General features: G+C 64.4%; 24 protein-coding genes and 1 tRNA gene. 14 read left to right on the forward strand and 11 right to left on the reverse strand.

Going from position 1 to position 25,118, the window contains the following annotated elements:
• Positions 1-45 precede the first annotated feature (45 nt).
• Entirely contained in the window at positions 46-1,230 is a 1,185-nt protein-coding gene (gene desA, locus E8F20_RS06495; protein WP_280283020.1) for a delta-9 fatty acid desaturase DesA, read from the reverse strand.
• Between the two features lie 172 nt (positions 1,231-1,402).
• Here desA and dibA point away from each other — a divergent pair, with 172 nt between their 5' ends.
• From dibA to E8F20_RS06525, 6 genes are all read left to right on the forward strand, one after another.
• Positions 1,403-3,307: a phosphodiesterase DibA gene (gene dibA, locus E8F20_RS06500; RefSeq protein WP_280283021.1), complete on the forward strand. Its 1,905-nt coding sequence runs from the start codon at positions 1,403-1,405 to the stop codon at positions 3,305-3,307.
• A 196-nt stretch (positions 3,308-3,503) separates the two neighbouring features.
• Entirely contained in the window at positions 3,504-3,686 is a 183-nt protein-coding gene (gene oscA / locus E8F20_RS06505; RefSeq protein ID WP_280283022.1) for a sulfur starvation response protein OscA, read from the forward strand.
• 128 nt (positions 3,687-3,814) lie between these two features.
• The gene (locus E8F20_RS06510; RefSeq protein WP_280283023.1) at positions 3,815-4,813 is read left to right on the forward strand and encodes a sulfate ABC transporter substrate-binding protein; all 999 of its coding nucleotides are present in this window, start codon (positions 3,815-3,817) and stop codon (positions 4,811-4,813) included.
• Between the two features lie 157 nt (positions 4,814-4,970).
• Positions 4,971-5,789, forward strand: coding sequence for a sulfate ABC transporter permease subunit CysT (cysT, locus tag E8F20_RS06515; protein ID WP_280283024.1), 819 nt, complete (start codon positions 4,971-4,973; stop codon positions 5,787-5,789).
• Positions 5,790-5,799: 10 nt separating this feature from the next.
• The gene (gene cysW, locus E8F20_RS06520) at positions 5,800-6,672 is read left to right on the forward strand and encodes a sulfate ABC transporter permease subunit CysW (protein ID WP_280283025.1); all 873 of its coding nucleotides are present in this window, start codon (positions 5,800-5,802) and stop codon (positions 6,670-6,672) included.
• 5 nt (positions 6,673-6,677) lie between these two features.
• Positions 6,678-7,667, forward strand: coding sequence for a sulfate ABC transporter ATP-binding protein (locus tag E8F20_RS06525; protein WP_280283026.1), 990 nt, complete (start codon positions 6,678-6,680; stop codon positions 7,665-7,667).
• 62 nt (positions 7,668-7,729) lie between these two features.
• Here the strand turns inward: E8F20_RS06525 and E8F20_RS06530 are convergent, their stop codons facing one another.
• Positions 7,730-8,131, reverse strand: a complete 402-nt coding sequence (locus E8F20_RS06530; protein ID WP_280283027.1) for a hypothetical protein — start codon at positions 8,129-8,131, stop codon at positions 7,730-7,732.
• A 124-nt stretch (positions 8,132-8,255) separates the two neighbouring features.
• Here E8F20_RS06530 and E8F20_RS06535 point away from each other — a divergent pair, with 124 nt between their 5' ends.
• Both E8F20_RS06535 and E8F20_RS06540 read left to right on the forward strand, forming a co-directional pair.
• A complete protein-coding gene (locus E8F20_RS06535; protein ID WP_280283028.1) occupies positions 8,256-9,044 on the forward strand; it encodes a helix-turn-helix domain-containing protein in 789 nt (262 codons plus the stop codon).
• 120 nt (positions 9,045-9,164) lie between these two features.
• On the forward strand, positions 9,165-9,917 hold the full coding sequence (locus tag E8F20_RS06540; RefSeq protein ID WP_280283029.1) for a hypothetical protein: 753 nt from the start codon (positions 9,165-9,167) through the stop codon (positions 9,915-9,917).
• Positions 9,918-10,195: 278 nt separating this feature from the next.
• Here the strand turns inward: E8F20_RS06540 and E8F20_RS06545 are convergent, their stop codons facing one another.
• Positions 10,196-10,720 carry an Mpo1-like protein gene (locus E8F20_RS06545; RefSeq protein WP_280283030.1) on the reverse strand — a complete coding sequence of 175 codons (525 nt, stop codon included), beginning with the start codon at positions 10,718-10,720 and terminating at the stop codon, positions 10,196-10,198.
• 84 nt (positions 10,721-10,804) lie between these two features.
• On the opposite strand from E8F20_RS06545, the gene E8F20_RS06550 reads away from it, so the two are divergent.
• Entirely contained in the window at positions 10,805-11,497 is a 693-nt protein-coding gene (locus E8F20_RS06550) for a Crp/Fnr family transcriptional regulator (protein ID WP_280283031.1), read from the forward strand.
• Between the two features lie 77 nt (positions 11,498-11,574).
• On the opposite strand, the gene E8F20_RS06555 is transcribed toward E8F20_RS06550, so the two are convergent.
• Positions 11,575-12,582, reverse strand: a complete 1,008-nt coding sequence (locus E8F20_RS06555; RefSeq protein WP_280283032.1) for an AraC family transcriptional regulator — start codon at positions 12,580-12,582, stop codon at positions 11,575-11,577.
• 100 nt (positions 12,583-12,682) lie between these two features.
• On the opposite strand from E8F20_RS06555, the gene E8F20_RS06560 reads away from it, so the two are divergent.
• Together E8F20_RS06560 and E8F20_RS06565 are read left to right on the forward strand one after the other, a co-directional pair.
• Positions 12,683-13,756: a fatty acid desaturase gene (locus E8F20_RS06560; protein WP_280283033.1), complete on the forward strand. Its 1,074-nt coding sequence runs from the start codon at positions 12,683-12,685 to the stop codon at positions 13,754-13,756.
• Positions 13,757-13,852: 96 nt separating this feature from the next.
• Positions 13,853-14,017 (forward strand): rubredoxin, encoded by a 165-nt coding sequence (locus E8F20_RS06565; protein ID WP_028629154.1) that lies wholly within the window; start codon positions 13,853-13,855, stop codon positions 14,015-14,017.
• Positions 14,018-14,084: 67 nt separating this feature from the next.
• Here E8F20_RS06565 and E8F20_RS06570 read toward each other — a convergent pair whose 3' ends face one another.
• On the reverse strand, positions 14,085-15,008 hold the full coding sequence (locus tag E8F20_RS06570) for an autotransporter domain-containing protein (protein ID WP_280283034.1): 924 nt from the start codon (positions 15,006-15,008) through the stop codon (positions 14,085-14,087).
• Between the two features lie 53 nt (positions 15,009-15,061).
• Positions 15,062-15,631 (reverse strand): TetR/AcrR family transcriptional regulator, encoded by a 570-nt coding sequence (locus E8F20_RS06575; RefSeq protein WP_280283035.1) that lies wholly within the window; start codon positions 15,629-15,631, stop codon positions 15,062-15,064.
• Positions 15,632-15,718: 87 nt separating this feature from the next.
• Here E8F20_RS06575 and E8F20_RS06580 point away from each other — a divergent pair, with 87 nt between their 5' ends.
• Complete coding sequence (locus tag E8F20_RS06580; protein WP_280283036.1) at positions 15,719-16,459, forward strand: SDR family oxidoreductase; 741 nt, start codon at positions 15,719-15,721, stop codon at positions 16,457-16,459.
• 107 nt (positions 16,460-16,566) lie between these two features.
• Positions 16,567-17,157: a 2-hydroxychromene-2-carboxylate isomerase gene (locus E8F20_RS06585; RefSeq protein WP_280283037.1), complete on the forward strand. Its 591-nt coding sequence runs from the start codon at positions 16,567-16,569 to the stop codon at positions 17,155-17,157.
• Here E8F20_RS06585 and E8F20_RS06590 read toward each other — a convergent pair.
• From E8F20_RS06590 to gabD, 4 genes are all read right to left on the reverse strand, one after another.
• Positions 17,154-18,374 (reverse strand): HDOD domain-containing protein, encoded by a 1,221-nt coding sequence (locus tag E8F20_RS06590; RefSeq protein ID WP_280283038.1) that lies wholly within the window; start codon positions 18,372-18,374, stop codon positions 17,154-17,156. The two genes, E8F20_RS06585 and E8F20_RS06590, sit on opposite strands and share 4 nt — an antisense overlap.
• 116 nt (positions 18,375-18,490) lie before the next feature.
• Positions 18,491-19,702, reverse strand: coding sequence for an HDOD domain-containing protein (locus E8F20_RS06595; RefSeq protein WP_280283039.1), 1,212 nt, complete (start codon positions 19,700-19,702; stop codon positions 18,491-18,493).
• Positions 19,703-19,929: 227 nt separating this feature from the next.
• On the reverse strand, positions 19,930-21,207 hold the full coding sequence (gene gabT, locus E8F20_RS06600; RefSeq protein WP_028629162.1) for a 4-aminobutyrate--2-oxoglutarate transaminase: 1,278 nt from the start codon (positions 21,205-21,207) through the stop codon (positions 19,930-19,932).
• A 168-nt stretch (positions 21,208-21,375) separates the two neighbouring features.
• A complete protein-coding gene (gene gabD, locus E8F20_RS06605) occupies positions 21,376-22,827 on the reverse strand; it encodes an NADP-dependent succinate-semialdehyde dehydrogenase (RefSeq protein ID WP_280283041.1) in 1,452 nt (483 codons plus the stop codon).
• A gap of 321 nt (positions 22,828-23,148) precedes the next feature.
• Here gabD and E8F20_RS06610 point away from each other — a divergent pair.
• Positions 23,149-23,225, forward strand: a tRNA-Arg gene (locus E8F20_RS06610).
• A 140-nt stretch (positions 23,226-23,365) separates the two neighbouring features.
• Here E8F20_RS06610 and ltrA read toward each other — a convergent pair.
• Positions 23,366-24,661 (reverse strand): group II intron reverse transcriptase/maturase, encoded by a 1,296-nt coding sequence (ltrA, locus tag E8F20_RS06615; RefSeq protein ID WP_280283042.1) that lies wholly within the window; start codon positions 24,659-24,661, stop codon positions 23,366-23,368.
• Positions 24,662-25,118: the final 457 nt, after the last annotated feature.

Below are 25,118 nucleotides of genomic sequence, written 5' to 3' on the forward strand. Positions count from 1 at the left end.
AAAGGCCGGCATGTCTGCCGGCCTTTTCATTGGCGCTGTCCCCTGTCAGGCGGTGGCCGGACGCAGGGAGTAGGTCTTCAGCTGTTCGGCGAAGTCGCGCAGGGACTGGATGCCGCTGGCCTCAGCCTCGTGCACCCACTGCTTCATGGCTTCCAGCATGTCGTGGCCGTTGGCGCTGGTCTTGACCCAGATCTGCTGCAGCGCCAGGCGCTTCTCGTAGATCACCTTCAGGGCCTGGCTCTGCTCCAGCATGGCGGCGATACGCGCCTGGTGGCCTTCGTCGAGCAGGCTGGTCTCACGGGAGAGCAGGCGCTTGGCGCGGCGGAACGAGTGGCGGACCGATGCGTCGGCCTTGGCCAGCTCCTGTTTCACCAACGGGCCGATCACCAACTTGCGGTACTGGGCCATGATCTGGAAGCGGTTGTTGAGGATGGCCATGGCGGTATCCATGTCCAGATTGCCCTTGCCTTCGACGCGATGGGCAATGGGTGCCACGCGCTGCACCTTGGCCATGCCCAGCAGGCTGAACAGCTTGATCCAGGCCCAGCCCATGTCGAACTCCCACTTCTTCACCGAGAGCTTCGCGGAGTTCGGGTAGGTGTGGTGGTTGTTGTGCAGCTCTTCGCCACCGATGAGGATGCCCCAGGGCACCAGGTTGGTGGCAGCATCGCGGCACTCGAAGTTGCGATACCCGATGGCGTGGCCCAGGCCATTGATGACGCCTGCGGCCCAGACCGGAATCCACATCATCTGGATGGCCCAGATGGTGATGCCGCCCGCGCCGAACAGCGCCAGGTCGATCAGTGCCATCAGGGTCACGCCACCGATGGGGAAGCGGCTGTAGACGTTGCGCTCGATCCAGTCATCCGGGCAGTTCTTGCCGTAGATGCGCAGGGTTTCTTCGTTCCTGGCCTCTTCCTGGTAAAGCTCGGCGCCCTTGCGCAGGACGGTCCAGATGCCCTTGACCACAGGGCTGTGGGGGTCGTCGGCGGTTTCGCACTTGGCGTGGTGCTTGCGGTGGATAGCGGTCCACTCGCGGGTGTTCATGGCAGTGGTCAGCCACAGCCAAAAACGGAAGAAGTGCTTGAGCGCAGGATGCAGCTCCAGCGAACGGTGCGCGGAGTAGCGGTGCAGATAGACAGTGACGCTGACGATGGTGATGTGGGTCATCACCAGGGTGACCGCCACCAGTTGCCACAGCGACAGGTCGAGAAAACCGTTGTACCACATGGATGGAGTTGCCTCGGGTGAAGTGATCGGGGCTTGTAGCGCTAGCTACGCTCGGATTATCACAAAGCCCCCGGAGAAAACCATCCCGTCTTTTAGATAGAAACCACCCAGTCGTCGGTTGCTCCTATAATGCGAATCCTCACGTTTCGCCCAAGCCAGGAAGGCCGCGCCCATGCGTTCCAAATTCAGCGCACTCAGACTGGTGCTGCCCTACTTCATTCTTGCCAGCCTCTGGGTGCTGTTCAGCGACCGTGTACTGGTCGGCCTGGTCGGCGACCGCGCGCTGCTGAACGAGTTGCAGACTGCCAAGGGCCTGTTCTTCGTCCTGGTCACCAGCCTTCTGCTGTTCGGCCTGGCGTGCATGCACCTGCGCAGTCTGAAGGGCTACCTGGACGCCCGCCGCGCCCACGAAAGCAGCCTGCGCCAGGCCGCCGCGGTGTTCGACAGCACCCAGGAAGGCGTGCTGGTCACCGATGCAGATAGCCGCATCGTGCACGTCAATCGCGCCTTCGCCCGCATCACAGGCTTCGAGGAGGCGGAGGTGCTGGGCAAGAACCCACGAATCTTCAGCTCCGGCCGCCACGAGCCGGCCTTCTACAAGGCCATGTGGCAAGCCCTGGAGAACCGCAGGGAATGGAGCGGCGAAGTGTGGAACCGGCGCAAGAACGGCGAAATCTACCCGCTCTGGCAGAACCTGCGCGCCATCCATGACGAGGAAGGCCAGTTGACCCATTACGTGGCGGTGTTCTCCGACATCAGCGCGATCAAGCGTTCCCAGCACGAACTGAACTTCCTCGCCCACCACGACCCGCTGACCAGCCTGGCCAACCGCCTGTTGTTCACCGAACGCGTCGAACAGGTGCTGGAACGCGCCCGCCGCGAACAGCAGCGTGGCGCTGTCCTCCTGCTGGACCTGGACCATTTCAAGCACATCAACGAAAGCCTCGGCCATTCCCAGGGCGACCTGTTGCTGAAGATGGTCGGCGCACGCCTGCAGGGCTTGCTGGAAGGTGGCATGACCCTGGCGCGCCTCGGCGGCGACGAGTTCGGCATCCTCTGGGACAACTGCCCCCAGGCCGAGCAGGCAGCGGCGATGGCCGAGCGCATCCGCATCGAGCTGGCGACCCCATTCCGCCTCGGTGGCCAGGACATTTTCATCAGCACCAGCCTGGGCATAAGCCTGTTTCCGGACGACGACTCCACTGTCGAGCAAGTGATGCGCAATGCGGACTCGGCGCTGTTCAAGGCCAAGAGTGCAGGGCGCGATTCCTATGCGTTCTACAGCCAGGAGCTGACCGAGCAGGCGCGCCAGCGCGTCGAGCTTGTCAGCGCCTTGCGCCGGGCACTGGAGCACGACCAGTTGCGCGTGCACTACCAGCCCATCCGGCGCCTGGCCGACAACCACCTGATCGGTTTCGAAGCCCTGGTGCGCTGGGAACATCCCCAGCGCGGCCTGGTGCCGCCGGGTGAGTTTCTGCCAATTGCCGAAGAAAGCGGACTGATCGGCCATATCGATGCCTGGGTGCTGGAACAGGCCTGCCGGCAGATGCAGCAGTGGCGGGTCCAGGGCCATCAGCTGACCTTCGTTGCCGTCAACCTGTCTTGCCGCCTGTTCCGCCACACCGAGCTGTATGACGATGTGGCTCGCGTGCTATCCGCCACCGGCCTGGAGCCGAAGTATCTGGAGCTGGAAATTACCGAAAGCGCTGTGATGGAGGCCCCGGAAACCGCCGAGGCCCTGCTATTCCGCCTGCGCAAGCTCGGCGTGCGGCTGGCCATCGATGACTTCGGAACCGGCTACTCCTCGCTCCAGCGCCTCAAGCGCCTGCCGGTGCACAAACTGAAGATCGATCAGAGCTTCATTCGTGGCCTGCCGGCCGACCCGAATGACATCGCTATCGCCCGTGCCGTCACCGCCCTGGGGCACAGCCTGGGCCTCAGCGTGCTGGCCGAGGGTATCGAGGCGGATGCCCAGGCCGACTTCCTTCGCGAGCTGGGCTGCGACTACGGCCAGGGCTACCTGTTCAGCCGCCCGCTGCCAGTGGAAGAGGTCGAGCGGCTCTGGGCTGCGGCCTGAAGGCGGCAGGCCAGGCTTCTCCAGTGGCTGCCGACACCTTGCGCTGGGATCGGCGGCCAACGAATGCAATTTCGGTTATATAAAAATTCTTAAATAGTATTTTTAAGAATATCTCCCGCTTGCTTAATATCCGCTCCACGCCACGCGGAATACCTTCCTGACCTACGCCGCTGGCCCCATTTCTAGGAGCACGACCATGAGCGCAACCCTTCGTAGCGTGGAAGGCCAGGACGAGGCCAGCATCCTGCGAGAAATCCAGAGTGCCTTGCACGGCCTGCGTTTCGGCTCGGTGGAGATCACCGTGCACAACGGCCAGGTGGTGCAGATCGAGCGCAAGGAAAAATTCCGCCTGCAACAACCCAACCCACGCAACAGCTGATCCACCGCATTCTTCCGAGCCCTGCGCAGCAGGCTCAAGGCCCGACCGGACAGCCGGAGGGCGTATCGACGAACACAAAACTACAGCCCTAGCCAACACCAAAAAATCCAGTTTCCAGGAGCTTGATAATGTCGATTCGCCGCTTCGCCCTCGCCGCCCTCGCCAGCGCCTTGATCGCCGGCCCGGCCGCCGCCGCCACCGAACTGCTCAACGTGTCCTACGACCCGACCCGTGAGCTCTACCAGGAATACAACGCTGCCTTCGCCAAGCACTGGAAGGCCGAAGGCGGCGACGACGTTAAAGTCCAGCAATCCCACGGCGGCTCCGGCAAGCAAGCCCGCGCCGTGATCGACGGCCTGAAGGCCGACGTGGTGACCCTGGCGCTTGCCGGCGACATCGACGAGCTGCAGAAGCTCGGCAAGCTGATCCCGGAAAACTGGCAGGCGCGCTTGCCGGACAACAGCACCCCCTACACCTCGACCATCGTGTTCCTGGTACGCAAGGGCAACCCCAAGGGCATCAAGGACTGGGGCGACCTGACCAAGGAAGGCGTGGAAGTCATCACCCCGAACCCGAAGACCTCCGGCGGCGCCCGCTGGAACTTCCTGGCCGCCTGGGCCTGGGCCAAGAAGCAGTACGGTAGCGACGCCAAGGCACAGGAATACGTGAAGGAGCTGTACAAACACGTACCGGTACTGGATACCGGCGCGCGTGGCTCGACCATCACCTTCGTCAACAACCAGATCGGCGACGTGCTGCTGGCCTGGGAGAACGAAGCCTTCCTGGCCCTGAAGGAACAGGGCGGCGAGAACTTCGAGATCATCGCACCGAGCCTGTCGATCCTGGCCGAGCCGCCGGTATCGGTCGTGGACAAGAACGTCGACAAGAAGGGCACCCGCAAGGTCGCCGAAGCGTACCTGCAGTACCTGTACAGCGAAGAGGGCCAGCGCATCGCGGCGAAGAACTTCTACCGTCCGCGTAACGAGAAGGTCGCGGCTGAGTTCGCCAAGCAGTTCCCGAAACTGGACCTGGTGACCGTGGACAAGGACTTCAACGGCTGGAAGGAAGCCCAACCCAAGTTTTTCAACGACGGCGGCATCTTCGACCAGATCTACCAGGCGCAATAACGTTGATGGGTAGAGCGGAGCGAAACCCATCGCGAGAGTTCCAGGTAAGGAGCGAAAACCAGGCCTGATCCACGGATCGGGCCTGTTTGCCGGATACGGCTCGACGGAGGCCGGCTCCAGAAAGACCAAGCGTTCCAACGCAGAGTAAGGACAGAACATGTCGCGACGCATCTCCCCGGTCATACCCGGCTTCGGGCTGACCCTGGGATACACCCTGGTGTACCTCAGCCTGCTGGTCCTGATTCCCCTCGGTGCCCTGTTCCTCAAAACCACCGAACTGACCTGGCTCCAATTCTGGACCATCATCAGCGCCCCTCGCGTGCTCGCCGCCCTCAAGCTCAGCTTCGGCACCGCCCTGGCCGCCGCTGTGATCAACGGCATCATCGGCACCCTGCTGGCCTGGGTGCTCGTGCGCTACGACTTCTTCGGCCGCAAGGTCATCGACGCCATGGTCGACCTGCCCTTCGCGCTGCCTACTGCTGTCGCCGGTATTGCCCTCACCGCGCTCTACGCACCGGCCGGCCTGGTGGGCCAGTTCGCCACCGAACTCGGTTTCAAGATCGCCTACACCCCACTCGGCATCACCCTGGCGCTGACCTTCGTCACCTTGCCCTTCGTGGTGCGCACGCTGCAACCGGTGCTGGCGGACATCCCCCGCGAAGTGGAGGAAGCCGCTGCGTGCCTGGGCGCCAAGCCGTTGCAGACTTTCCGCCATGTGCTGCTGCCGGCTCTGCTCCCCGCCTGGCTGACTGGCTTCGCGCTGGCCTTCGCCCGCGGCGTGGGCGAGTACGGCTCGGTGATTTTCATTGCCGGCAACATGCCGATGAAGACCGAAATCCTGCCGCTGCTGATCATGGTCAAGCTGGACCAGTACGACTACACCGGCGCCACCGCCATCGGCGTGCTGATGCTGGTCGTCGCCTTCGTCCTGCTGCTGCTGATCAACCTGCTGCAACGCCGCATCGAGACCCCGTGAGGAGAACGCCATGAGTTCCGCAAGCCTGACCGCCGCGTCCTCCGCCAATGCCGCCCGCCGGGGCAGCGCACTGGGTCGTCGCATCCTGATCGTTTTTGCCTGGCTGGCCTTCGCCCTGTTCCTCCTGCTGCCACTGCTGGTGGTGTTGAGCGAGGCCCTGAAGGAAGGCCTGGGCACCTTCTTTACCGCCATTTTCGAGCCGGACGCCCTCTCCGCGCTGAAGCTGACCCTGATTGCCGTGGCCATCTCGGTGCCGCTCAACCTGGTGTTCGGCGTGGCCGCCGCCTGGTGCGTGAGCAAGTACGAGTTTCGCGGCAAGAGCCTGCTGGTGACGCTGATCGACCTGCCGTTCTCGGTGTCGCCGGTGATCGCCGGCCTGATCTACGTGCTGTTGTTCGGTGCCCAGGGTTACTTCGGCGAGTGGCTGCAGGACCGCGATATCCAGATCGTCTTCGCCGTCCCCGGCATCGTCTTGGCGACCCTCTTCGTGACCGTCCCCTTCGTCGCCCGCGAGCTGATCCCGCTGATGCAGGAACAAGGCACCCAGGAGGAAGAAGCCGCGCGCCTGCTGGGCGCCAACGGCTGGCAGATGTTCTGGCACGTGACCCTGCCGAACATCAAATGGGGCCTGATCTATGGCGTGGTGCTGTGCACCGCGCGGGCCATGGGCGAGTTCGGCGCGGTGTCGGTGGTGTCCGGCCACATCCGGGGCGTCACCAACACCCTGCCGCTGCATGTCGAGATCCTTTACAACGAGTACAACCACGTCGCCGCCTTCAGCGTCGCCAGTCTGCTGCTGGTGCTAGCCCTGTGCATCCTTCTGCTCAAGCAGTGGAGCGAGTCACGTCTGTCCCGTCTCAAGTCGAATGCTGATGAGGAATAACCACCGTGAGCATTGAAATCCGCAACGTCAGCAAGAACTTCAACGCCTTCAAGGCGCTCAACGAGATCAACCTGGATATCCACAGCGGCGAACTGGTGGCGCTGCTGGGCCCGTCCGGCTGCGGCAAGACCACCCTGCTGCGGATCATCGCCGGCCTGGAAACCCCGGACGTGGGCAGCATCGTGTTCCACGGCGAGGACGTTTCCCAGCACGACGTGCGTGATCGCAACGTCGGCTTCGTGTTCCAGCACTACGCCCTGTTCCGCCACATGACGGTGTTCGACAACGTCGCCTTCGGCCTGCGCATGAAGCCCAAGCGCGAGCGCCCGAGTGAGTCGGCCATCAAGGCCAAGGTCCACGAGCTGCTGAACATGGTGCAGCTCGACTGGCTCGCCGACCGCTACCCCGAACAGCTCTCCGGTGGCCAGCGCCAGCGCATCGCCCTGGCCCGTGCCCTGGCGGTGGAACCAAAGATCCTGCTGCTGGACGAACCCTTCGGCGCCCTCGACGCCAAGGTGCGCAAGGAGCTACGCCGCTGGCTGGCGCGCCTGCACGAGGAGATCAACCTGACCTCCGTGTTCGTCACCCACGACCAGGAAGAAGCCATGGAAGTGGCCGACCGCATCGTGGTGATGAACAAGGGGGTGATCGAGCAGATCGGTGCACCGGGCGAGGTCTATGAGAACCCGGCCAGCGACTTCGTCTACCACTTCCTCGGCGACTCCAACCGCCTGCACCTGGGCGACGACCAGCATCTGCTGTTCCGCCCCCACGAAGTGTCGCTGTCGCGCTCCGATGTGGCCGAGCACCGCGCCGCGGAAGTCCGCGACATCCGCCCCTTGGGCGCCATCACCCGGGTAACCCTGAAGGTAGACGGCCAGGATGAGCTGATCGAGGCCGAAGTGGTGAAAGACCACGACAGCCTCGTGGGCCTGGTGCGCGGCGAGACGCTGTTCTTCAAGCCCAAGGCCTGGCAGAAGGCGGCGGGGTTCTGAACCCGGCCGCCTGACCGCAGGTTGGGCTGAGCGCCGCGCACAACCCAACGCGGCGCGGCCCGTTACGCAGTCACGCTCGGGCAACGGCGCAGGCCGAAGAACTCCAGTTCCGCGAGCACGGCCACCGCCACCGCCTGGCCGATCACAAAGACCTTGCCCAACAGGGTCGGCGCCACCCAACCGAGGGCGAGCAGCGAGAGGCTGTCGATCACCCACACGGAATTGATCGCCAGCACTGCCCAGATCCAGCCGCGCCGCACGGTTGTGCGATTGGCCAGCCAGCCGAGGACGAGCGCGAAGGGCAGCAGGCCGATACCCGCGCCCAACAGCAGAGAACGCGGCAGGCCCAGCAGTTCTTCCAGCGGTCCGGCAGCCAGCGCCAGCAGCAGGCCCATGGCGCCACTGGCCAGGGCATCGGCTTGCAGGGCACGGCGCAGCAGCGGGGAGACGTTGAGATGAGTCATGGTGGTTCTCCTGTCGATGGGGCGCCGACCTGGCGCTTGGCGACAGATTTCCGCGAAACCCGCAGCGGGTCGATTACCTGCCAGGTAATGGCCGGTCTTCCCTCACTGATCTATCGTCGTTGCCATGAACGCACAGACCCATCCCGTCGGCGCCCTGTTGCGCCAATGGCGCCAGCGGCGCCGCCTCAGCCAGCTCGACCTCGCCTGCGACGCGGAGATTTCCACGCGTCACCTGAGCTTCGTGGAGACCGGCCGCGCCCACCCCAGCCGCGAGATGCTACTGCACCTGGCCGAGCAACTGGAGATACCCCTGCGCGAGCGCAACCGCCTGCTGACTGCGGCCGGCTATGCACCGCTGTTCCCTCAGCGCGCGCTCGACGACCCGGCCCTGGCCGGTGCCCGTCAGGCGATCGATCAATTGCTCAAGGCCCACGAGCCCAATCCGGCACTGGCGGTAGACCGGCACTGGAACCTGCTGGCGGCCAACGGTTCCGTTGCGCCCCTGCTCTCGGGCGTGGCACCTGAACTGCTGGCGCCACCACTCAACGTGCTGCGCGTGTCGCTTCATCCACACGGCCTGGCACCGCACATCGTCAACCTCGGCCAATGGCGCGCGCATCTGCTGGAGCGCCTGCAGCGGGATATCGAGGTCAGCGGCGACCGCGAACTGCAGGCCCTGTTCGATGAACTCGCGGGCTACCCCGCCCCGCCTCCGCCAGCCGGCTTGCCCAGCGATGCCGTGCTCGTGCCGCTGCAACTGCGAACGCCATTGGGCGTCATCAGTTTCATCAGCACCATCACGGTGTTCGGCACCCCGGTCGACGTCACCCTCGCCGAGTTGGGACTGGAAACCCTGTTTCCCGCCGACCCGGCCAGCGCGGCGCTGCTACGCAAACTGCTGGACGGCGCCTGAAAACATCGATTGCCCCACAGCAAATCACTCTTTCGGGTAATAGCCTCCAGGCCACGACACAGTAGGCTGTGCTCGCACCTCCAACGACTCCTCAGAACAACAAGAACAGGAGCACCCGCCATGATCCGCAAGGTTCTGCTGTACCCGCTGTTGGGCCTTCTCCTAGGCCTCGCCCTGCCTGCACCCGCAACCGAACTGGCACCGCTGGAACTCGCGCAGGTGCACGCCTGCCGCGCCACCAGTAGCCTGCTGCTGTTCCGCGGCGAAGGCTTCCAGGACGCTCACTCGACCCGCATGCGCGACGACCTCAAGGCACTGGACGCCGCCTTCCAGCGCATCGCCGAGCCGAGCGAGGACCTGCGCAAGACCCGTGACACGCTTGTTACCCAACTCGATCGAGGCGTTTCCTTCGGCCACAAGGAAGAGGACGTGCCCTGGCGCTATCCCCAGGAACTGGCCAAGGCCCTGCGCGATTTCCTGATCGCCGCCCGCATCCAGGCTGGCGCCGCCGGAGTCGAGGATCTGCCGGCCAAGGTGGAATACCTGAACGTGCAGTACCTGAGCCGGGCCTACATCGGCACCTTCGAAATCGCCCGCGAGAACGGCGACACCTACATCGGTCAGGACGAGCGTCTGCTATTGCCGGACATCGACCAGGAACTGGCACCCCTGGATGACAAGGCCGACCCGGCTGTGGCCAAGCTGAAGACTCGCTGGAGCTTCCTGAAGGCGGCATTGAGCGATATGAACAGCCAGAGCAGCGCCCTGGTAAGCGCCTCCGGCCGGCCCTATGCGCCGATGGTGGTGGACCGTCATGCGCGGTCGATGAGCAGGCAGTTGCTGGCGCTGGGCGCCCTGCCCCCCGCTCCCTGATGGGTGGCACTAAGCCTGTAGGGGCGAACTCATCCGCTGTGTCTGCGTTGACTGTTGCGAGAGATTCATCATCGGGCCAAGAGCCAGCTCCTACCAGCAATGCAGCTGTCTACAACACGTAATTCTGCCGTTGTAGGAGCGACCTCAGTCGCGAAGATCAGCGAAGGGCAAGTCATGGGCAATACCGCGCGGCGGGCAGTACCCTCACCCCAGCCCTCTCCCAGAGGGAGAGGGCGCAATGCGCGCAGGTCGAATGGTGAGCGCCGGGAAACCACTGCTCAAACCGCCGCCTTCTTCTCGCGAATGCAGGTCGGCCCCGCGCGCTCTTCCACGGCGTGCTCGACTTCCTTGCGCAGCCCCAGCAGGAAGCCCAACTCGGCCACCACGAACAGCGGCCCGATGATCAGGCCCGCCAGGTCGTCGACGAACGCCGGTTTGCGCCCTTCGTAGTAATGGCCGATGAACTGGATCACCCAGCCCACCACGAACATCCCCAGCCCGGCGCCAAGCCAGGCGGCAGTGCCCTGCACCGCGAGGGCGGCGCCTATCCACAGGCTGAGCACGAGCAGCGCAGCCATCACCAGGCCGTAGCGCAGGTCGAGGCGGAAGTAGTAGAGCGCCGACACCAGGCTGACCCCGGCCGCCGGAGACAACCAGAGGCCGAAGGCTTCGGTGCCCGGGCGCGACAGCAACACGGCGACGGCGACTACGATCAGTGGAATGCCGACGAAGTGGGTGGCGATGTTGCGGCGGTCACGGTGGTACTCGGCGTACTGGCCAAGTTGGTCGATGAGGGTTTTCATTGTTGTGTCCTCGGGTTGGCAGGCAGTTGCGTCGATAATGGCGCCACGCCCCAGGCAACCTCTGTCAGCTAGCCGACAAAGCCCATGACCCCATTCAAGCACCACCGCGATCTCCTGCTCACCGGCCAATGGTTCAGCCAGCTGCCGGCCAGCCTGCAGGACGACCTTCTGGCCATGGCCCAGCTGCGCCGGCTGGAACCTGGCCAACGGCTGTTCCGCCGAGGCGATCCGCCCTGCGGGCTCTATGCCGTGCTGGACGGCGCGATCCGGGTCGGCAGCATCAGCGAGAGCGGCAAGGAGGCCTTGCTGGTGCTGGTGGAGCCGCCGCACTGGTTCGGCGAAATCTCCCTGTTCGACGGCCAGCCGCGCACCCATGACGCCTTCGCCGAAGGCCCCGTGACTCTGTTCAGCCTGCCCCAAGCACCGTTGTTGGCCCTCTTGCAACAACGACCGGAGCACTGGCGCGATTTTGCCTTGCTGATGAGTCAGAAGCTGCGCCTGGCCTTCATCGCCCTGGAGGAGATGAGTCTGCTGCCGGCACCCCAGCGCCTGGCGAGACGGTTGCTGATGATCGCCGAGGGCTATGGCGCAGGCACAAGCCAGCGACGGGTCATTCACCTGGCTCAGGAGCAGTTGGCAATGATGCTGGCGATCTCCCGACAGACCACCAATCAGATCCTCAAGGAGCTGGAGGCCCAGGGGGCATTGCGCCTGAACTACGGGGAAATCGAGATTCTCGATCCAGAGCGGCTGCGCCACGCAGCCCAGAAATCCTAGGTCGGCATTGAGTTCTGTAGGGTGGGCTTCAGCCCACCGGCAGGGACCAATGGTGGGCTGAAGCCCACCCTACCGGTTCAGCGCAACAGGCTGTCCCGGTACTGACTGGGGCTCTGTCCTGTCCAGCGCTTGAAGGCACGGCTGAAGCTGCTTGTATCCGCGAAACCGAGCAGGTAGGCGACCTCGCTGATGGAACAGCGTGGGTCACGCATGTGCGCCAGGGCCAGCGCCTGGCGGGTATCGCCCAGCAGTTGCTCGTAGCTGCAGCCCTCATCGGCCAAGTGTCGCTGCAGGCTGCGCAGGCTGAGGTGCAAGGTTTGTGCAATGCGCTCGGCAGAGGGTTCGCCGTTGGGTAGCTGAGCCTCGAGGCAAGCGCGCACCCTGCGCGACCAGGTGGGCTGCTGCAGCTGCTCCAGGGTGCGCTTGAGCACCGCTTCGTTGTGTTCGGCCAGCTCGGGGTTAGCGTCGTCCAGCGGTCGCTCGAAATCTTCCACCGCGAACTCCAGCCGATTCTCCTCAGCGCCAAACACCAGCGGCGCACGGAAGACGTTGTGCCACGGCTGCGGGTCCGCAGGCGCCGGACGGCGCAGGTGCACGGCCAGCGGCGCGTAGTCACGACCGATGCGGTTGCGGCAGGTGCGGACATAAATGGCGACGAAGGCGTCCACCGCTTCCGGCGCGGGCTCGATACCGTCGGCGCGCACCCGCAGACGGAACAGGTAGCGCTCGCCCTGTCGGCTGAGGTCCAGTTCCAGGGCGTCGCTGACCACCTGGTGGTAACGCACGATGCGCTCGAAGACTTCCCGCAGGCTGGCGCTGGCCACCAGGGCATAGCCCAGGGCGTGGAAGGTGGTGGGGCTGACGTAGGTGGATATCTTCAAGCCCAGGGCTGGGTCGGCGCTGGCGGCTACCGCCAGTTCCCAGAGCCGGGTGGTGGCCGAAAGCGGGTAACGCGCATTGGGGTCGTCCATCAGCAGCGGGTCGAGTTGGGCCTGGCGGCACAGGTCGGCGCTGTCGAGCCCAAGCGCATCCAGCTGCTTGCGCAGGGCACGGGTCCAGCTGGCGAGGGTGGTGGGTTCGCTCATGCAGGTTGGCGCATCCGGTCAACAGGTTGGCGTGCTCGGTCGGGCGCGACGGCGGCCCAAGACGGCACAGTAGAACCATCTCCAACAAGAGGATGGAAGCATGTCCACCACGCCTGCAAGTCCCCGCACGCTGAATGACCAGCAGCGATCAGCGCATATTCGTGAAGTGGTGATGGCCCGCGGCAACGCGCTGCGCCAGCGCTACCCCGTGCTGAATCACCAGGATGCCATCGGCGCCGGCATCCTCGCCTTCGCCCTGGCCGGCATGGTCGGTTCCGCCCTGCTCTACCTGAACGAGCAGATCGCCTGGTGGGCCTGCCTGCTGCTCAATGCCTTCTTCGCGTCGCTGACCCACGAGCTGGAGCACGACCTGATCCACAGCATGTACTTCCGCAAGCGCAAGGTGCCGCACAACCTGATGATGGCGCTGGTCTGGCTGGCGCGGCCGAGCACCATCAACCCCTGGATACGCCGTCACCTGCACCTCAACCACCACAAGGTGTCCGGCACCGAGACCGATATGGAGGAGCGCGCCATCACCAACGGCGAACCCTGGGGCCTGGCGCGCCTGCTGATGGTGGGGGACAACGTGATGTCCTCGCTGATCCGCATGCTGCGAGCCAAGACCTGGGCGCACAAGCGCAGCATCCTCTGGCGTACCCTGAAGGTCTACGCGCCGCTGGCGCTGCTGAATTGGGGTACTTGGTACGTCTTCCTCGGCTTCCACGCCATCGACACCCTGGCCTGGGCCCTGAATACGCCCATCGCCTGGTCGGCTGGCACCCTGGAAGCGATGCACCTCGTCAACATCGCCGTGGTGGTGCTGGTGGGCCCGAACGTGCTGCGCACCTTCTGCCTGCACTTCGTCAGCTCCAACATGCACTACTACGGCGATGTCGAGCTGGGCAATGTGATCCAGCAGACCCAGGTGCTCAACCCCTGGTGGATGTGGCCGCTGCAGGCGTTTTGCTTCAACTTCGGCAGCACCCATGCCATCCACCACTTCGTGGTCAAGGAGCCCTTCTACATCCGCCAGATGACCGCGCCAGTGGCGCATAAGGTGATGCGCGAAATGGGCGTTCGCTTCAACGACTTCGGCACTTTTGCCCGTGCCAACCGCTGGAATCCGAAGGAGCAGGTGGCCACGCAACCGGCCCAACCCACCCTTGGTTAGGGCACCGGCGCCCCAGCACCGCGCCTATGATCGCGACAACACGCGCCTCCGGGCGCGTGCCTTCCCCGAGCACAGCTGCAAGCATGAGGTAGCGGCATGAAAACCTGGATTTGTGTGGTCTGCGGCCTGATCTACGACGAAACCAAGGGCTGGCCCGACGAGGGCATCCCGGCCGGCACTCCCTGGGCCGACGTGCCGGATGACTGGATCTGCCCGGATTGCGGAGTCGGCAAGAACGACTTCGATATGCAGGAAATCTGAGTACGACGCGATTCAGGGCTCTCGCGTAGGATGGGTTTCGCACGGAGCGAAACCCATCCTAGATAGGTCAGAACCGCAGGCTCAGCCGCGCCGTCAGCCCGTTGTCCCGCGCGTCTTCGGCATAGGTGCCGTTGTAGAACAGCCCCGCATAGGCCTGTTCGGTGAGCTGGTAGTCCAGCCCCATATCCAGGCGGAAAGCGTCCCGGGTCAGTGCCACGGCGGCACCACTCTCGTCTTCCAACCGGCTGTCACTGAACGCATGACGCCAGCCCGAACTGATGCGTGCAGTCAGGCGCCGGCCCGAGGCCAGGTCGATGCGCGTGGTGCCTCGCAGGCCGAAGGTGCTGTAGCCGATCTCGTCGCGCTGGCTGTCGATGGCGCCCTGTGAATCACTGTCCAGCCGCACATAGGCCAGCTCGCTGAAACCCTCGGCGCTGAAGTCGCGGAAATCCAGGGAGTAGCTGAGCTCGCCGAATACCTGGCCACTGTTCGCATCGGCGGCGCGCCGGTCACCATCATGACCACTCCAGGCCGCTCCCAGCTTTACGCCGATCTGGTTGTAGATCTTGGTGCCGGCATAGACACCCAGGTGCAGGCTGTGGATATCGGCATCCGCGTCCTGCACCTCCACCGAAGTTGCCGAATAGCCCCCCATTGTGCCGACCAGCCATTTACCCAGCTTGCGTTCGCTACCCAGCAGCAACCCACCGACATCACGCTCCCGACGCGGTGCACGGTGGTCGGCGTCTACCGAACCATGGCTGCCGAAGGCGCGGGCCCAGGCGGGTGATTGCCCCTCCTCCAACGGCGGTTCACGGAAGGAGAAGCGAATCTGCTGGATGCGCTCGGATGCGGCGTCACGAAGGAAGTGGCTGTCCTCCAGCAGACTGGCGCGGCTGGCCGCGGCGAGGGAGTCGCCTAGTGCCGGTGCGGCCAGCAGCAAGGCGCACAGTCCGGCGAGGGCGGCACGCGGCGATTGGCGATGACCCATGGCAGGTACCCACAAATGAGGCATGTGGATAACTCTAGCCGGATACCGGGGGATCACTTCTCCAACTGATCCACCACCCGGCCGAGGAACGTTCGGCTCGCGTTCAGGACTTCGACCTGGGTTTCTTCGCGAGCCAGCATGCGCGCAACCACCAGGGCGCCAACGCACTGGGATATCAGCGCCCAGGCCAGCTCGCCGTCTTCGAGGATTTCCGCCCAGGCACGCTGCAACTGCAGCATCCAGTGCTCGGCTTCCTCACGCACGGGAAGATCGGCGCGGGCGATTTCCGCGCCGAGCGTCGGGATGGCGCAGCCCGTGTCGGGGTTCTGCAGATGGGCCATGCTCAAGTAGCGATCGAGGCAGCGCTCCAGCTTGTCGCGGCAGAAACCTTCGCCACGGGCGACATGGCCGATCAGGCTCTGCGATAGCTCGCGCTGGACGATGGCGGTGAAGAGGTCGTTCTTCGACGGGAAGTGGCTGTAGAAGGCACCGCCGGTCAGGCCGATGGCCTTCATCAGGCCGTCGACGCCCGTGGAGGAGAAGCCGCCGCGCTTGGCGATGGCACCGCTGCTTTCCAGCAGCTTCTGCCGGGTTTCTTCCTTATGGGTGGCTGAGTAACGCACGACGACCTCCGGTGGACTGGCTTGACGTGTTGGCGAGCATAGCATAACGTCCGTTCAGCTAACGATCGTTCAGTAAAGGTGAACAGCATGGCTAGCGAGACCGAGAACAAGAAAGTCGTATTGGTGATAGGAGCAGGCGATGCCACGGGTGGTGCCATCGCCCGGCGCTTTGCCCGCGAGGGTTATGTGGCCTGCGTGACCCGGCGCAGCGCTGACAAGTTGCAGCCGCTGGTGGACGCCATCCGCGCCGAAGGTGGCGAGGCCCACGGTTTTGCCTCTGATGCACGCAAGGAAGAGGAAGTCGCCGAGCTGGTGGAAACTATCGAGCGTGACATCGGCCCGATCGAAGCTTTCGTCTTCAACATCGGCGCCAACGTGCCCTGCAGCATCCTCGAGGAAACCGCGCGCAAGTACTTCAAGATCTGGGAGATGGCCTGCTTCTCCGGCTTCCTCACCAGCCAGGCAGTCGCCCGGCGCATGGTCACCCGCGAGCGCGGCACCATCCTCTTCACCGGTGCCACCGCCGGCCTGCGCGGCGCCGCCGGGTTCGCGGCCTTCGCCGGGGCCAAGCACGGCATCCGCGCCCTGGCCCAGAGCATGGCGCGCGAGCTTGGCCCGCGGAACATCCACGTCGCCCATGTGGTGGTGGACGGCGCCATTGACACCGATTTCATCCGCGACAGCTTCCCCGAGCGCTACGCGCTGAAGGACCAGGACGGCATCCTCGACCCCGAGCACATCGCCGAGAATTACTGGTACCTGCACAGCCAGCCGCGTGATGCCTGGACGTTCGAGCTAGATCTGCGGCCATGGATGGAGCGTTGGTGACTCCGTAAGCGCGAGCCGGCTCGCGAAATGCCCATGCACGGCCTCGTTCGCGAGCGAACGCGCTCCTACTTGGCCATAGCCGATATCCAACGACGAGAACGCACACCATGACCAAAACCGTCGAATTCTTCTTCGACCTCGGCAGCCCGGCCAGCTACCTGGCCTGGACCCAGTTGCCGGGCATCTGCGCACGCCATGGCGCCGAACTGCGCTATCGCCCCATGCTGCTGGGCGGGGTTTTCCAGGCCACCGGCAACGCCTCGCCCGCCGCTGTTCCGGCCAAGGCGCGGCACACCATGATCGACATGCAGCGCTTCGCCCGCCGCTATGGCGTGCCTATGCATTTCAACCCCTTCTTCCCCATCAACACGCTGACGCTGATGCGCGCCGCCATTGGCGTGCAAATGCGCCAGCCAGAACGCTTCGAGGCCTATCTGGATGCCATGTTCCGCGCCCTCTGGCAGGACAAGCGCAACCTCGGCGACCCCGCCGTGCTGGGCGCGACTCTCCAGGCCGTCGGCTTCGATCCGGAGGCGCTGCAGGCCCTGGTAGGCAATCAGGAGGTGAAGGACGCACTGAAAGCAGCGACCGAGGAAGCGGTGAAACGCGGCGTATTCGGCGCGCCGACCTGCTTCGTCGGCGAGGAGATGTTCTTCGGCCAGGATCGGCTGGATTTCGTCGAGGAAGCGCTGGCCTAACTCGACGACGTCAGCTTCGGCAACGACGCCAGCAACGCGGCGTCGAGGCCGAGCATGCGCGCCGCCTTGTGCCTGGCCAGGCGGCTGGCGTCCTCGCCCTCGGGGAGTTCGGCGGCGAGCTTGGCAACGTGCAGGATGAGTGCTTCCTTCGAGTAGACACCGCCGCCCAACTGGAACACGGCGGCGATCAACTGGCGCAGCTCCAGGGGCAGGCGCCAGCGAGTGCGCAGGGCCGACCCGAAAGGTGCGGCATGTTTGTGCAGCGCATCGCTCACCTGTTCGGCGGTCAGTTCCTCACCACCCAAGTCGCGCCAGCTCTGGAGGCTGCGCAGCACCGCCAAGTCTCCCAGCAGGTGCAGAAGCCCAGCGGTGTAGCACCGTTCATGGTCCCCCTCCAGGCACTGGGCCAGCCAGCGCGCCAGTTCGGCGGTGTGCTGCGATTGCTGCCAGATACGCTGGCCGTGCGGAACCAACAACGGGTCGGCAAGCTTGACGCTGCGCTGCAGGGCCAGGCCAAGGGCCAGGTTGAGGCTGTGCTGAGGGCCGAGCCGGGCCAGGGCCTGCGTCAGGGTCTGGCAACTATTGCCGAGGTGCTGGGCGGCACTGTTGGCAGCGGCAATCAGTTGGCCGGTGAGTTGCGGGTCCTGGTGAAACAGCGGCTCCAGCTCAGCCAGGTCTCGCTTGTGGGCGTCCAGGGTGAAGCTCAATGCCTCGTGTACCACGCTCAATAGCGGTGCGCCGGATGACGACTCGCGCGCCTCGGCCAGGAACACGTCCAGGCTCTGCTCGGGCGACCTGGGCGGCACGCTGCAGGCCACATCCTCACCCGGTTCCAGCAGCAGATTGCGCAGGCGCTGCAGCAGGTCTTCGGCGTTGAAGGGTTTGGCCAGGTAGGCGGTGGGGGCCAGCGGCAGGGCCGCGCGTACGCTGGCGGCATCGACCCGTTCGGTGAGGAGGAAGAACGGTACTGGCGGATGGCGACGCTGGCGACGGACTTCCCGCAGCAGCTCCAGACCGCCGATGCCGGGTAGGCCGTAGTCGACAATCAACAGCTCGGGCCAGCCATTGCGGCAATGTTCGAGCACGCTGTGGCTGTCCTGCAGCACGACGAGTTGGGCGCCGCAGCGCGCCTTGCGCACCAGTTCAGTGAGCAGCTCGGCGCTCCAGCGATCGGGGTCGGCAATCAGCACTTTGGGTGCACGTTCGAGATCAGCCATGCATGGCCTCGGTATCCAGCTCCGCTGCGGCTCCCGGGCAGCGCCGGGAAGGCTCGTAAGACTGACGAGCATTTGAGCAGACTAGTCAATGACCGTGCCATAGGCCATTAGCCGCATCAGGGCAGAAGGCGTTGCGGCAGTCGCTCCAGCACGGCGGGGTCGAGACGCAACAGCCTCGCGGCGCGCTCATCCAGCAGGTTTGCCGGGGTCTCGCCACGAGGCAGGCAGAGCAACACGGCACAGAAGTTGAGCACGAGGGCTTCACGAGAAAACACTCCCGCGCCCAGTCCGTGGAACGCCGCCACCAGTTCACGCAGGCCAAAGGGAAGCCGCCAACGGATTCGCAGGGCGGAACCAAAAGCCGCCGAGCGGCGCTTCATCACATCGTGCAGCTCTTCATTGCTCAGGCTGCCGCCAGCATCCTGCCAGTCCTGCAGGCTGCGCAGCAGGGCCAGTTCGCCCATGTTGTGCAACAGCCCGGCGGTGTAGCAGAGCTCGGCATCCAGCTCCAGTTCGCTGGCCAGCCAGTAGCTCAGCTCGGCGCTGCGCTGGGCGGCCTGCCAGACCAGTTCGGCCAGTTCCGCCAGGCGTGGGTCGTGCAGCCGCGCATTGCGCTCCAGGGCCATGCCCAGAACCAGGTTGAGCACACGAGTAACGCCCAGGCGCTGCATGGCCTGGCCCAGCGTCTGGCAGGGCATGCCGAGGTGCTGCGCTGCGCTATTGGCAGCAGCGATCAACCGCGCAGTGATCTGCGGGTCGCGGGAGAAGATTTCGTCGAGGTCGCGCAGGTCGACCTGATCGGCCTGCAGGCACTGGCTGACGGCTTCGCGCACATCGTCCAGCAAGGGCGCACCCTGACCCTCCTCGCGGACGCTGTCCAGGTATTCCTTCAAGCTACTCACCAGCAACACGGGTACCTTTCGCCCAACGGCGGTATCACCAGCCGGCAGCAGGCTGCTGAGCCGCTTGCGCAGCTTGGCGGCATTGAAGGGCTTGCCGAGGTAGGCGGAAGGTGCGAGCGGCCGCACGGCGCGCACGCTGGCAGCATCCACGCGGGCGCTGATCAGTACGAAAGGCAGCGCCGGGGTACGCGGGTGGCGGCGCAACTGACGCAGCAGTTCCACGCCGTCGATCCCAGCCAGTTCGCCGTCGGCAATCACCAGCTCCGGCAGGCGCCGCTTGCATCGCGCCAGGGCCTCACGACCATCGGCCACCTGCACCACTTTGGCATCACCACGGATATCCAGGACGAGCTGGGCGAGCAAATCCGACGTCCAGGGGTCGGCCTCGGCAATCAGGATTTCCGGAACCTGGGCTGCGGCGGGCATGGATACCTCGAGTGGCGGGTGGGTCATCCGTGACGATCCACGCAGAGCCGGGAATCGGCAGAAGCGCAGGTCGGATTCGTCGTAAGAATCGAAGCCAGGCAGTCTAAACCGGGGCCTGGACGGAGGATAGTGGTGTAGACCAAGGTCGAGCTGCAGCCCCTACCAATCTCTATCATCCAGGCAAAAAGAGACCCGCCGGAGCGGGTCTCTTTTCACTACCTGAGCAATCAGGCCAGTTCGTCGAAGCACTCAGCGACAATGGCCAGGCCCTTGTCGAGTTGCGCGTCGGGAATGGTGACCGGCATCAGGAAGCGGATGACGTTGTAGTAGGTGCCGCAGGACAGCAGGATCAGGCCTTTTTCACGAGCGCGAGCCACGATCTTGCCAACCAGTTCGGCAGCCGGCTTGCTTTCGTCGCCGCCTTCGAACAGCTCGATGGCGATCATCGAACCCAGGCCACGGACGTCGCCGATAACCTTGTGCTTGGCCTGGATTTCACGCAGGCCGGCCTTCAGGCGCTCGCCTACAGCCTGGCTGCGCTCCAGCAGTTTCTCTTCGTCGAACACCTTCAGCACGGCCAGGGCCGCGGCGCAGGCGATCGGGCTGCCAGCGTAGGTGCCGCCCAGGCCGCCGGGAGCGATGCTGTCCATGACCTCGGCCTTGCCGCACACGCCGGAGATCGGGAAACCGCCGCCAACGGATTTGGCGAAGGTGGTCAGGTCAGGCACAACGCCCAGTTGCTCGGTGGCGAAGAAGGTGCCAGTACGGCCAGCGCCGGTCTGTACTTCGTCGGCGATCAGCAGGATGCCGTGCTGGTCGCACAGGGCGCGTAGACGCTGCATGAAGGCCTTGGAGTTGACGTAGAAACCACCTTCGCCCTGGACCGGCTCGATGATGATGGCTGCGATGTCCTGGGGCTGGGCGTCGTTCTTGAAGATGCGCTCGATGCTGGCGATGGAGTCGTCTTCGCTGACACCGTGCAGTTCGCACGGAGCCAGGGCACGGAATACGCCGCCCGGCATCAGGCCCATGCCGGCCGAGTACGGAACCACCTTGCCGGTCAGGGACAGGGTCATCATGGTGCGGCCGTGGTAGGCGCCGGTGAAGGCGATCACGCCAGCGCGGCCGGTGGCGGCACGGGCGATCTTCACGGCGTTTTCGACGGCTTCGGAGCCGGAAGTCACCAGCAGGGTCTTCTTGGCGAAGTCACCCGGTACGCGCTTGGCGATCTCTTCGCAGAGCTCGATATAGGGCTCGTAGGCCAGTACCTGGAAGCAGGTGTGGGTCAGCTTGGTCAGTTGCTCCTGAACGGCCGCGATCACTTTCGGGTGCAGGTGGCCGGTGTTCAGTACGGCGATACCGCCGGCGAAGTCGATGTACTCGCGACCGTCGACGTCCCAGACGGTGGCGTTCTCGGCGCGCTCGGCGACGATCGGATGGATCTGGCTGACACCGCGGGCAACGGCAGCGGCACGGCGTTTCAGCAGGGATTCGTTCTTGCTCATAAGTTCCTCACGGCCGCTCATCGGGCGGCGCAGTCTCAAGGATAAATGCCCCCGGTAGGGGCCAGCGCAGCATTCGATGATCGACTGCGCGGGCTTGCCGGAGGCTCGTTCGCTTTAGGGTGAAGCTGGGGCGCCGCGCGCTCTTTCGCGCCTTGCCCCGTCTTTGGATCAGATACCGCCGAGGCAGAGATACTTGATCTCCAGGTAGTCCTCGATGCCGTATTTGGAACCTTCGCGCCCCAGGCCAGAAGCCTTCACGCCGCCGAAGGGCGCCACTTCGTTGGAGATCAGGCCGGTGTTGATACCCACCATGCCGTACTCCAGCGCCTCGGCCACGCGGAACACGCGGCCCAGGTCACGGGCGTAGAAATAGGAAGCCAGGCCGAACTCGGTGTCGTTCGCCATGGCGATGACGTCGGCTTCGTCTTTGAAGCGGAACAGCGGCGCCAGCGGACCGAAGGTTTCTTCCTTGGCCACGGCTGCGCTCGATGGTACGTCGACCAGGATGGTCGGCTCGAAGAAGGTGCCGCCCAGGCTGTGCGGCTTGCCGCCGGCCAGGACTTTGGCGCCTTTGGAAACGGCGTCCTGGATGTGCTCCTGGACCTTGGCCACGGCTTTCTCGTCGATCAGCGGGCCAGTGGTGGTGCCATCTTCCAGGCCATTACCGATTTTCAGCTTGGCCACGGCGGCCTTCAGCTTCTCGGCGAAGGCGTCATAGATACCGTCCTGCACGTACAGGCGGTTGGCGCAGACGCAGGTCTGACCGTTGTTGCGGTACTTGGAGATCAGCGCGCCTTCAACGGCGGCATCCAGGTCGGCGTCATCGAAGACGATGAACGGAGCGTTGCCGCCCAGCTCCAGGGATACTTTCTTGATGTCCTTGGCGCATTCGGCCATCAACTGGCGACCGATTTCGGTGGAACCGGTGAAGGACAGCTTGCGCACGATCGGGTTGCTGGTCAGCTCACCGCCCACTTCGCCGGCGCTGCCGGTGACCACGCTCAGCACGCCTTTCGGGATGCCCGCGCGCTCGGCCAGCTCGACCAGCGCCAGTGCGGAGAACGGAGTCTGGGAAGCGGGCTTGATCACCATGGTGCAGCCGGCGGCCAGAGCAGGGCCGGCTTTGCGGGTGATCATCGCGGCGGGGAAGTTCCACGGGGTAATGGCGGCGGTCACACCGATCGGCTGCTTGATCACGATCAGGCGCTTGTCGGGCTGGTGGCCGGGGATCACGTCGCCGTAGACGCGCTTGGCTTCTTCAGCGAACCACTCGATGAAAGACGCAGCGTAGGCGATCTCGCCCTTGGCTTCGGCCAGCGGCTTGCCCTGCTCGATGGTCATCAGGCGGCCCAGGTCGTCCTGGTTCTCCATCAGCAACTCGAACCAGCGACGCAGCTTGTTGGCGCGCTCCTTGGCAGTCAGCCCACGCCAGGCCGGCAGAGCACGCTCGGCAGCCTCGATGGCGCGGCGGGTCTCGGCGGTGCCCATCTTCGGCACTGTGCCGATGATTTCGCCAGTGGCCGGGTTGTTGACCTTGATGGTCTGGCCGCTGTCGGCGTCCAGCCAGGTGCCGTCGATATAGGCTTGCTGGCGGAACAGCTTGGCGTCTTTCAATTGCATCTCTGTCTCCTTCACACCGGCACTTCACGGGTGCCGGGGCAAGTTGTTGTTCTTCAGCCAACACGGGATTGGCCAGGACGGAGTGATTGGAACGGCCCGGCTTATGGAAAGGCGAGGGGGCGTTTGAAATCTCAAACGGAATCCTAGGGCGCTGAAAACCCAAGGGCAATAGCCCGTTCGATAAAATCAACAAAAAGTCGGTGCTGTTTGTCGAAATCCTGATCAAAGATGACCAGATGCAGGACCATCGTTCAACATTGCGAACAAGCTGCTACCGCATGGACGCCAGGCATCTAGATGAGTATGATGGCGCCCCCATACGCATCCGTAGCTCAGCTGGATAGAGTACTGCCCTCCGAAGGCAGGGGTCGTGGGTTCGAATCCCGCCGGATGCGCCAGATATGAAAAGGCCCCAGGAGAAATCCTGGGGCCTTTGTTTTTTGGGCTGCGATCGGCATAGGGGGCGGCCTTCGCAGGCCGCTCCCCTGCCACACCACCCGGCATGCGGGTCCGCACCGGGCGGTTCGAGAGATTGAGGTTAGGAGAGGCGCGGCACGCCGAGACGGTCAAAGTAGGCAATCGTCAGCACGCGGTGCACAGCGGAGAGGCTGTTATGCCACCAGCGGCGGCTCAGTGCTGCCACCGATTGCGCCACCTGGGGACTGGCTCCAAGGCGGAGTAGCTCCCGGTAGGTCGTCTTGCCATGGCGCCAGTGCTTGAGGTGAAGGGCACGCAGGCGGCGGCGTATCCACTCGTCCAGCGCTCGCCAGATTCGAGGGGTTTGTGCCAACCCGAAATACCCTTTCCATCCCAGGAGGTAGCTGCGCAGTTTCCCGGCCACATCAGCCAAACTACAGCCACCGGACCGGCGGGTCAGTTGCCTGACCCGTTGCTTGAGCGTTTCCCGCGCCTTCATCGACACCCCGCGGCGCACCTCGTCATTCGGGGCCAGCCAGAGGGCATAACCGAGGAACTTGCGGCCAAACGCACTCGCCACCGCACTCTTGCTCTCGTTGACGCTCAAGTGCAGCCGTCCATACAGACGCTTCAGCCAGGCCATCACGCGTTCACCTGCCTTTTGACTGCGGACGTAGACGTTCGCATCATCGGCGTAGCGCACGAAACAGTGGCCTCTTCGCTCCAGCTCCCGATCCACTTCGTCCAGCAGCACATTCGCCAGCAACGGCGACAGCGGGCCGCCTTGCGGCGCCCCGCAGCGGCTTTTCTCGATCACGTCAGCCTTTAGCGTTCCAGCATCCAGATAGGCGCGGACCAGCCGGATTACCGGCCGGTCCGCTATCCGTTGGCTCAAACGATCAATCAGGATGTCGTGATCGACCCGGTCGAAGAACTTCTCCAGGTCCACATCCACCACGATCCGCCGTCCTGACGCGACATAACGCTGCGCCGCGAGAATCGCGCCGTGGGCGTTACGACCCGGACGGAAACCGTAGCTGTGTTCACTGAAGGTGGGATCGAGGAGCGGCTGCAAGACTTGCAGCAGCGCTTGCTGGATCAGCCGGTCGGTGACCGTCGGAATACCCAGCTCGCGTTCGCCACCATCGGGCTTGGGAATCACCACGCGGCGTACCGGGCTGGGCCGATACGCCCCTGACAGCAGCTGATGGCGAATCCCGGCCCACTCGGTCAGCAGGTGCTCGGCCGTCTGCTCAATATCCAGACCGTCGACACCCGCCGCCCCCTTGTTAGCCTTGACTCGTTTCCAGGCGCGTTGCAGGTTGCCTCTCGCAAAGGCGCGTTGCAGCAGCCCTTGCCCTGCGCTTTCGGGATCACCTTGCGGGCGCCATGCCTCGTCGCTGACGGAGCGATTCACGGTTTCACCGCTTCTCGTCTGCGTCCGCCCCGCGTTTGGCGGGCATCTGACTTCCGGTCATGTCGCATCAAGATGGCCTCCGGCGCTCTCTCTCGTTCGGCCCTTCGTCGAAAAAAAAACTACTACTACGGCCTCTGCTGACTTCTCGCTCCGGCTGCCGCCGTCGCCCTTTCAGGCACAAGGCGAGATCTCCCCAGGTAAGGACGCAATCCTTCACCGCACAACCGCCGGATCTACGCCGCCGCCCTTTGACCACGAGGGCTTCGCGGCTTTTGGCCCGCTCGCCCTGGTCGGCATCGCCTTGTATCCGGTTCTTGTTCATCGGCTCGCGGCTTCGCTCCACGCTTCCTCCCCACACTTGGTCGCCCTCATGCAGTTGCGCTTCACTTCGTTCGCTGTGGTCAACTCACGGCGGGACTCTCACCCACAAGATTGCGCCCATGCTGGGCGCACCAAA

Source organism: Pseudomonas sp. BN415, assembly GCF_029871195.1.
Classification (GTDB): Bacteria; Pseudomonadota; Gammaproteobacteria; order Pseudomonadales; family Pseudomonadaceae; genus Metapseudomonas; species Metapseudomonas resinovorans.

Excerpts from the sequence above, each read along its gene's own strand:
- desA (WP_280283020.1), bottom strand. The coding sequence starts at position 1,230 with ATGTGGTACAACGGTTTTCTCGACCTGTCGCTGTGGCAACTGGTGGCG.
- dibA (WP_280283021.1), top strand. The coding sequence starts at position 1,403 with ATGCGTTCCAAATTCAGCGCACTCAGACTGGTGCTGCCCTACTTCATT.
- oscA (WP_280283022.1), top strand. The coding sequence starts at position 3,504 with ATGAGCGCAACCCTTCGTAGCGTGGAAGGCCAGGACGAGGCCAGCATC.
- E8F20_RS06510 (WP_280283023.1), top strand. The coding sequence starts at position 3,815 with ATGTCGATTCGCCGCTTCGCCCTCGCCGCCCTCGCCAGCGCCTTGATC.
- cysT (WP_280283024.1), top strand. The coding sequence starts at position 4,971 with ATGTCGCGACGCATCTCCCCGGTCATACCCGGCTTCGGGCTGACCCTG.
- cysW (WP_280283025.1), top strand. The coding sequence starts at position 5,800 with ATGAGTTCCGCAAGCCTGACCGCCGCGTCCTCCGCCAATGCCGCCCGC.
- E8F20_RS06530 (WP_280283027.1), bottom strand. The coding sequence starts at position 8,131 with ATGACTCATCTCAACGTCTCCCCGCTGCTGCGCCGTGCCCTGCAAGCC.
- E8F20_RS06535 (WP_280283028.1), top strand. The coding sequence starts at position 8,256 with ATGAACGCACAGACCCATCCCGTCGGCGCCCTGTTGCGCCAATGGCGC.
- E8F20_RS06540 (WP_280283029.1), top strand. The coding sequence starts at position 9,165 with ATGATCCGCAAGGTTCTGCTGTACCCGCTGTTGGGCCTTCTCCTAGGC.
- E8F20_RS06545 (WP_280283030.1), bottom strand. The coding sequence starts at position 10,720 with ATGAAAACCCTCATCGACCAACTTGGCCAGTACGCCGAGTACCACCGT.
- E8F20_RS06550 (WP_280283031.1), top strand. The coding sequence starts at position 10,805 with ATGACCCCATTCAAGCACCACCGCGATCTCCTGCTCACCGGCCAATGG.
- E8F20_RS06555 (WP_280283032.1), bottom strand. The coding sequence starts at position 12,582 with ATGAGCGAACCCACCACCCTCGCCAGCTGGACCCGTGCCCTGCGCAAG.
- E8F20_RS06560 (WP_280283033.1), top strand. The coding sequence starts at position 12,683 with ATGTCCACCACGCCTGCAAGTCCCCGCACGCTGAATGACCAGCAGCGA.
- E8F20_RS06565 (WP_028629154.1), top strand. The coding sequence starts at position 13,853 with ATGAAAACCTGGATTTGTGTGGTCTGCGGCCTGATCTACGACGAAACC.
- E8F20_RS06570 (WP_280283034.1), bottom strand. The coding sequence starts at position 15,008 with ATGGGTCATCGCCAATCGCCGCGTGCCGCCCTCGCCGGACTGTGCGCC.
- E8F20_RS06580 (WP_280283036.1), top strand. The coding sequence starts at position 15,719 with ATGGCTAGCGAGACCGAGAACAAGAAAGTCGTATTGGTGATAGGAGCA.
- E8F20_RS06585 (WP_280283037.1), top strand. The coding sequence starts at position 16,567 with ATGACCAAAACCGTCGAATTCTTCTTCGACCTCGGCAGCCCGGCCAGC.
- E8F20_RS06590 (WP_280283038.1), bottom strand. The coding sequence starts at position 18,374 with ATGGCTGATCTCGAACGTGCACCCAAAGTGCTGATTGCCGACCCCGAT.
- E8F20_RS06595 (WP_280283039.1), bottom strand. The coding sequence starts at position 19,702 with ATGCCCGCCGCAGCCCAGGTTCCGGAAATCCTGATTGCCGAGGCCGAC.
- gabT (WP_028629162.1), bottom strand. The coding sequence starts at position 21,207 with ATGAGCAAGAACGAATCCCTGCTGAAACGCCGTGCCGCTGCCGTTGCC.
- gabD (WP_280283041.1), bottom strand. The coding sequence starts at position 22,827 with ATGCAATTGAAAGACGCCAAGCTGTTCCGCCAGCAAGCCTATATCGAC.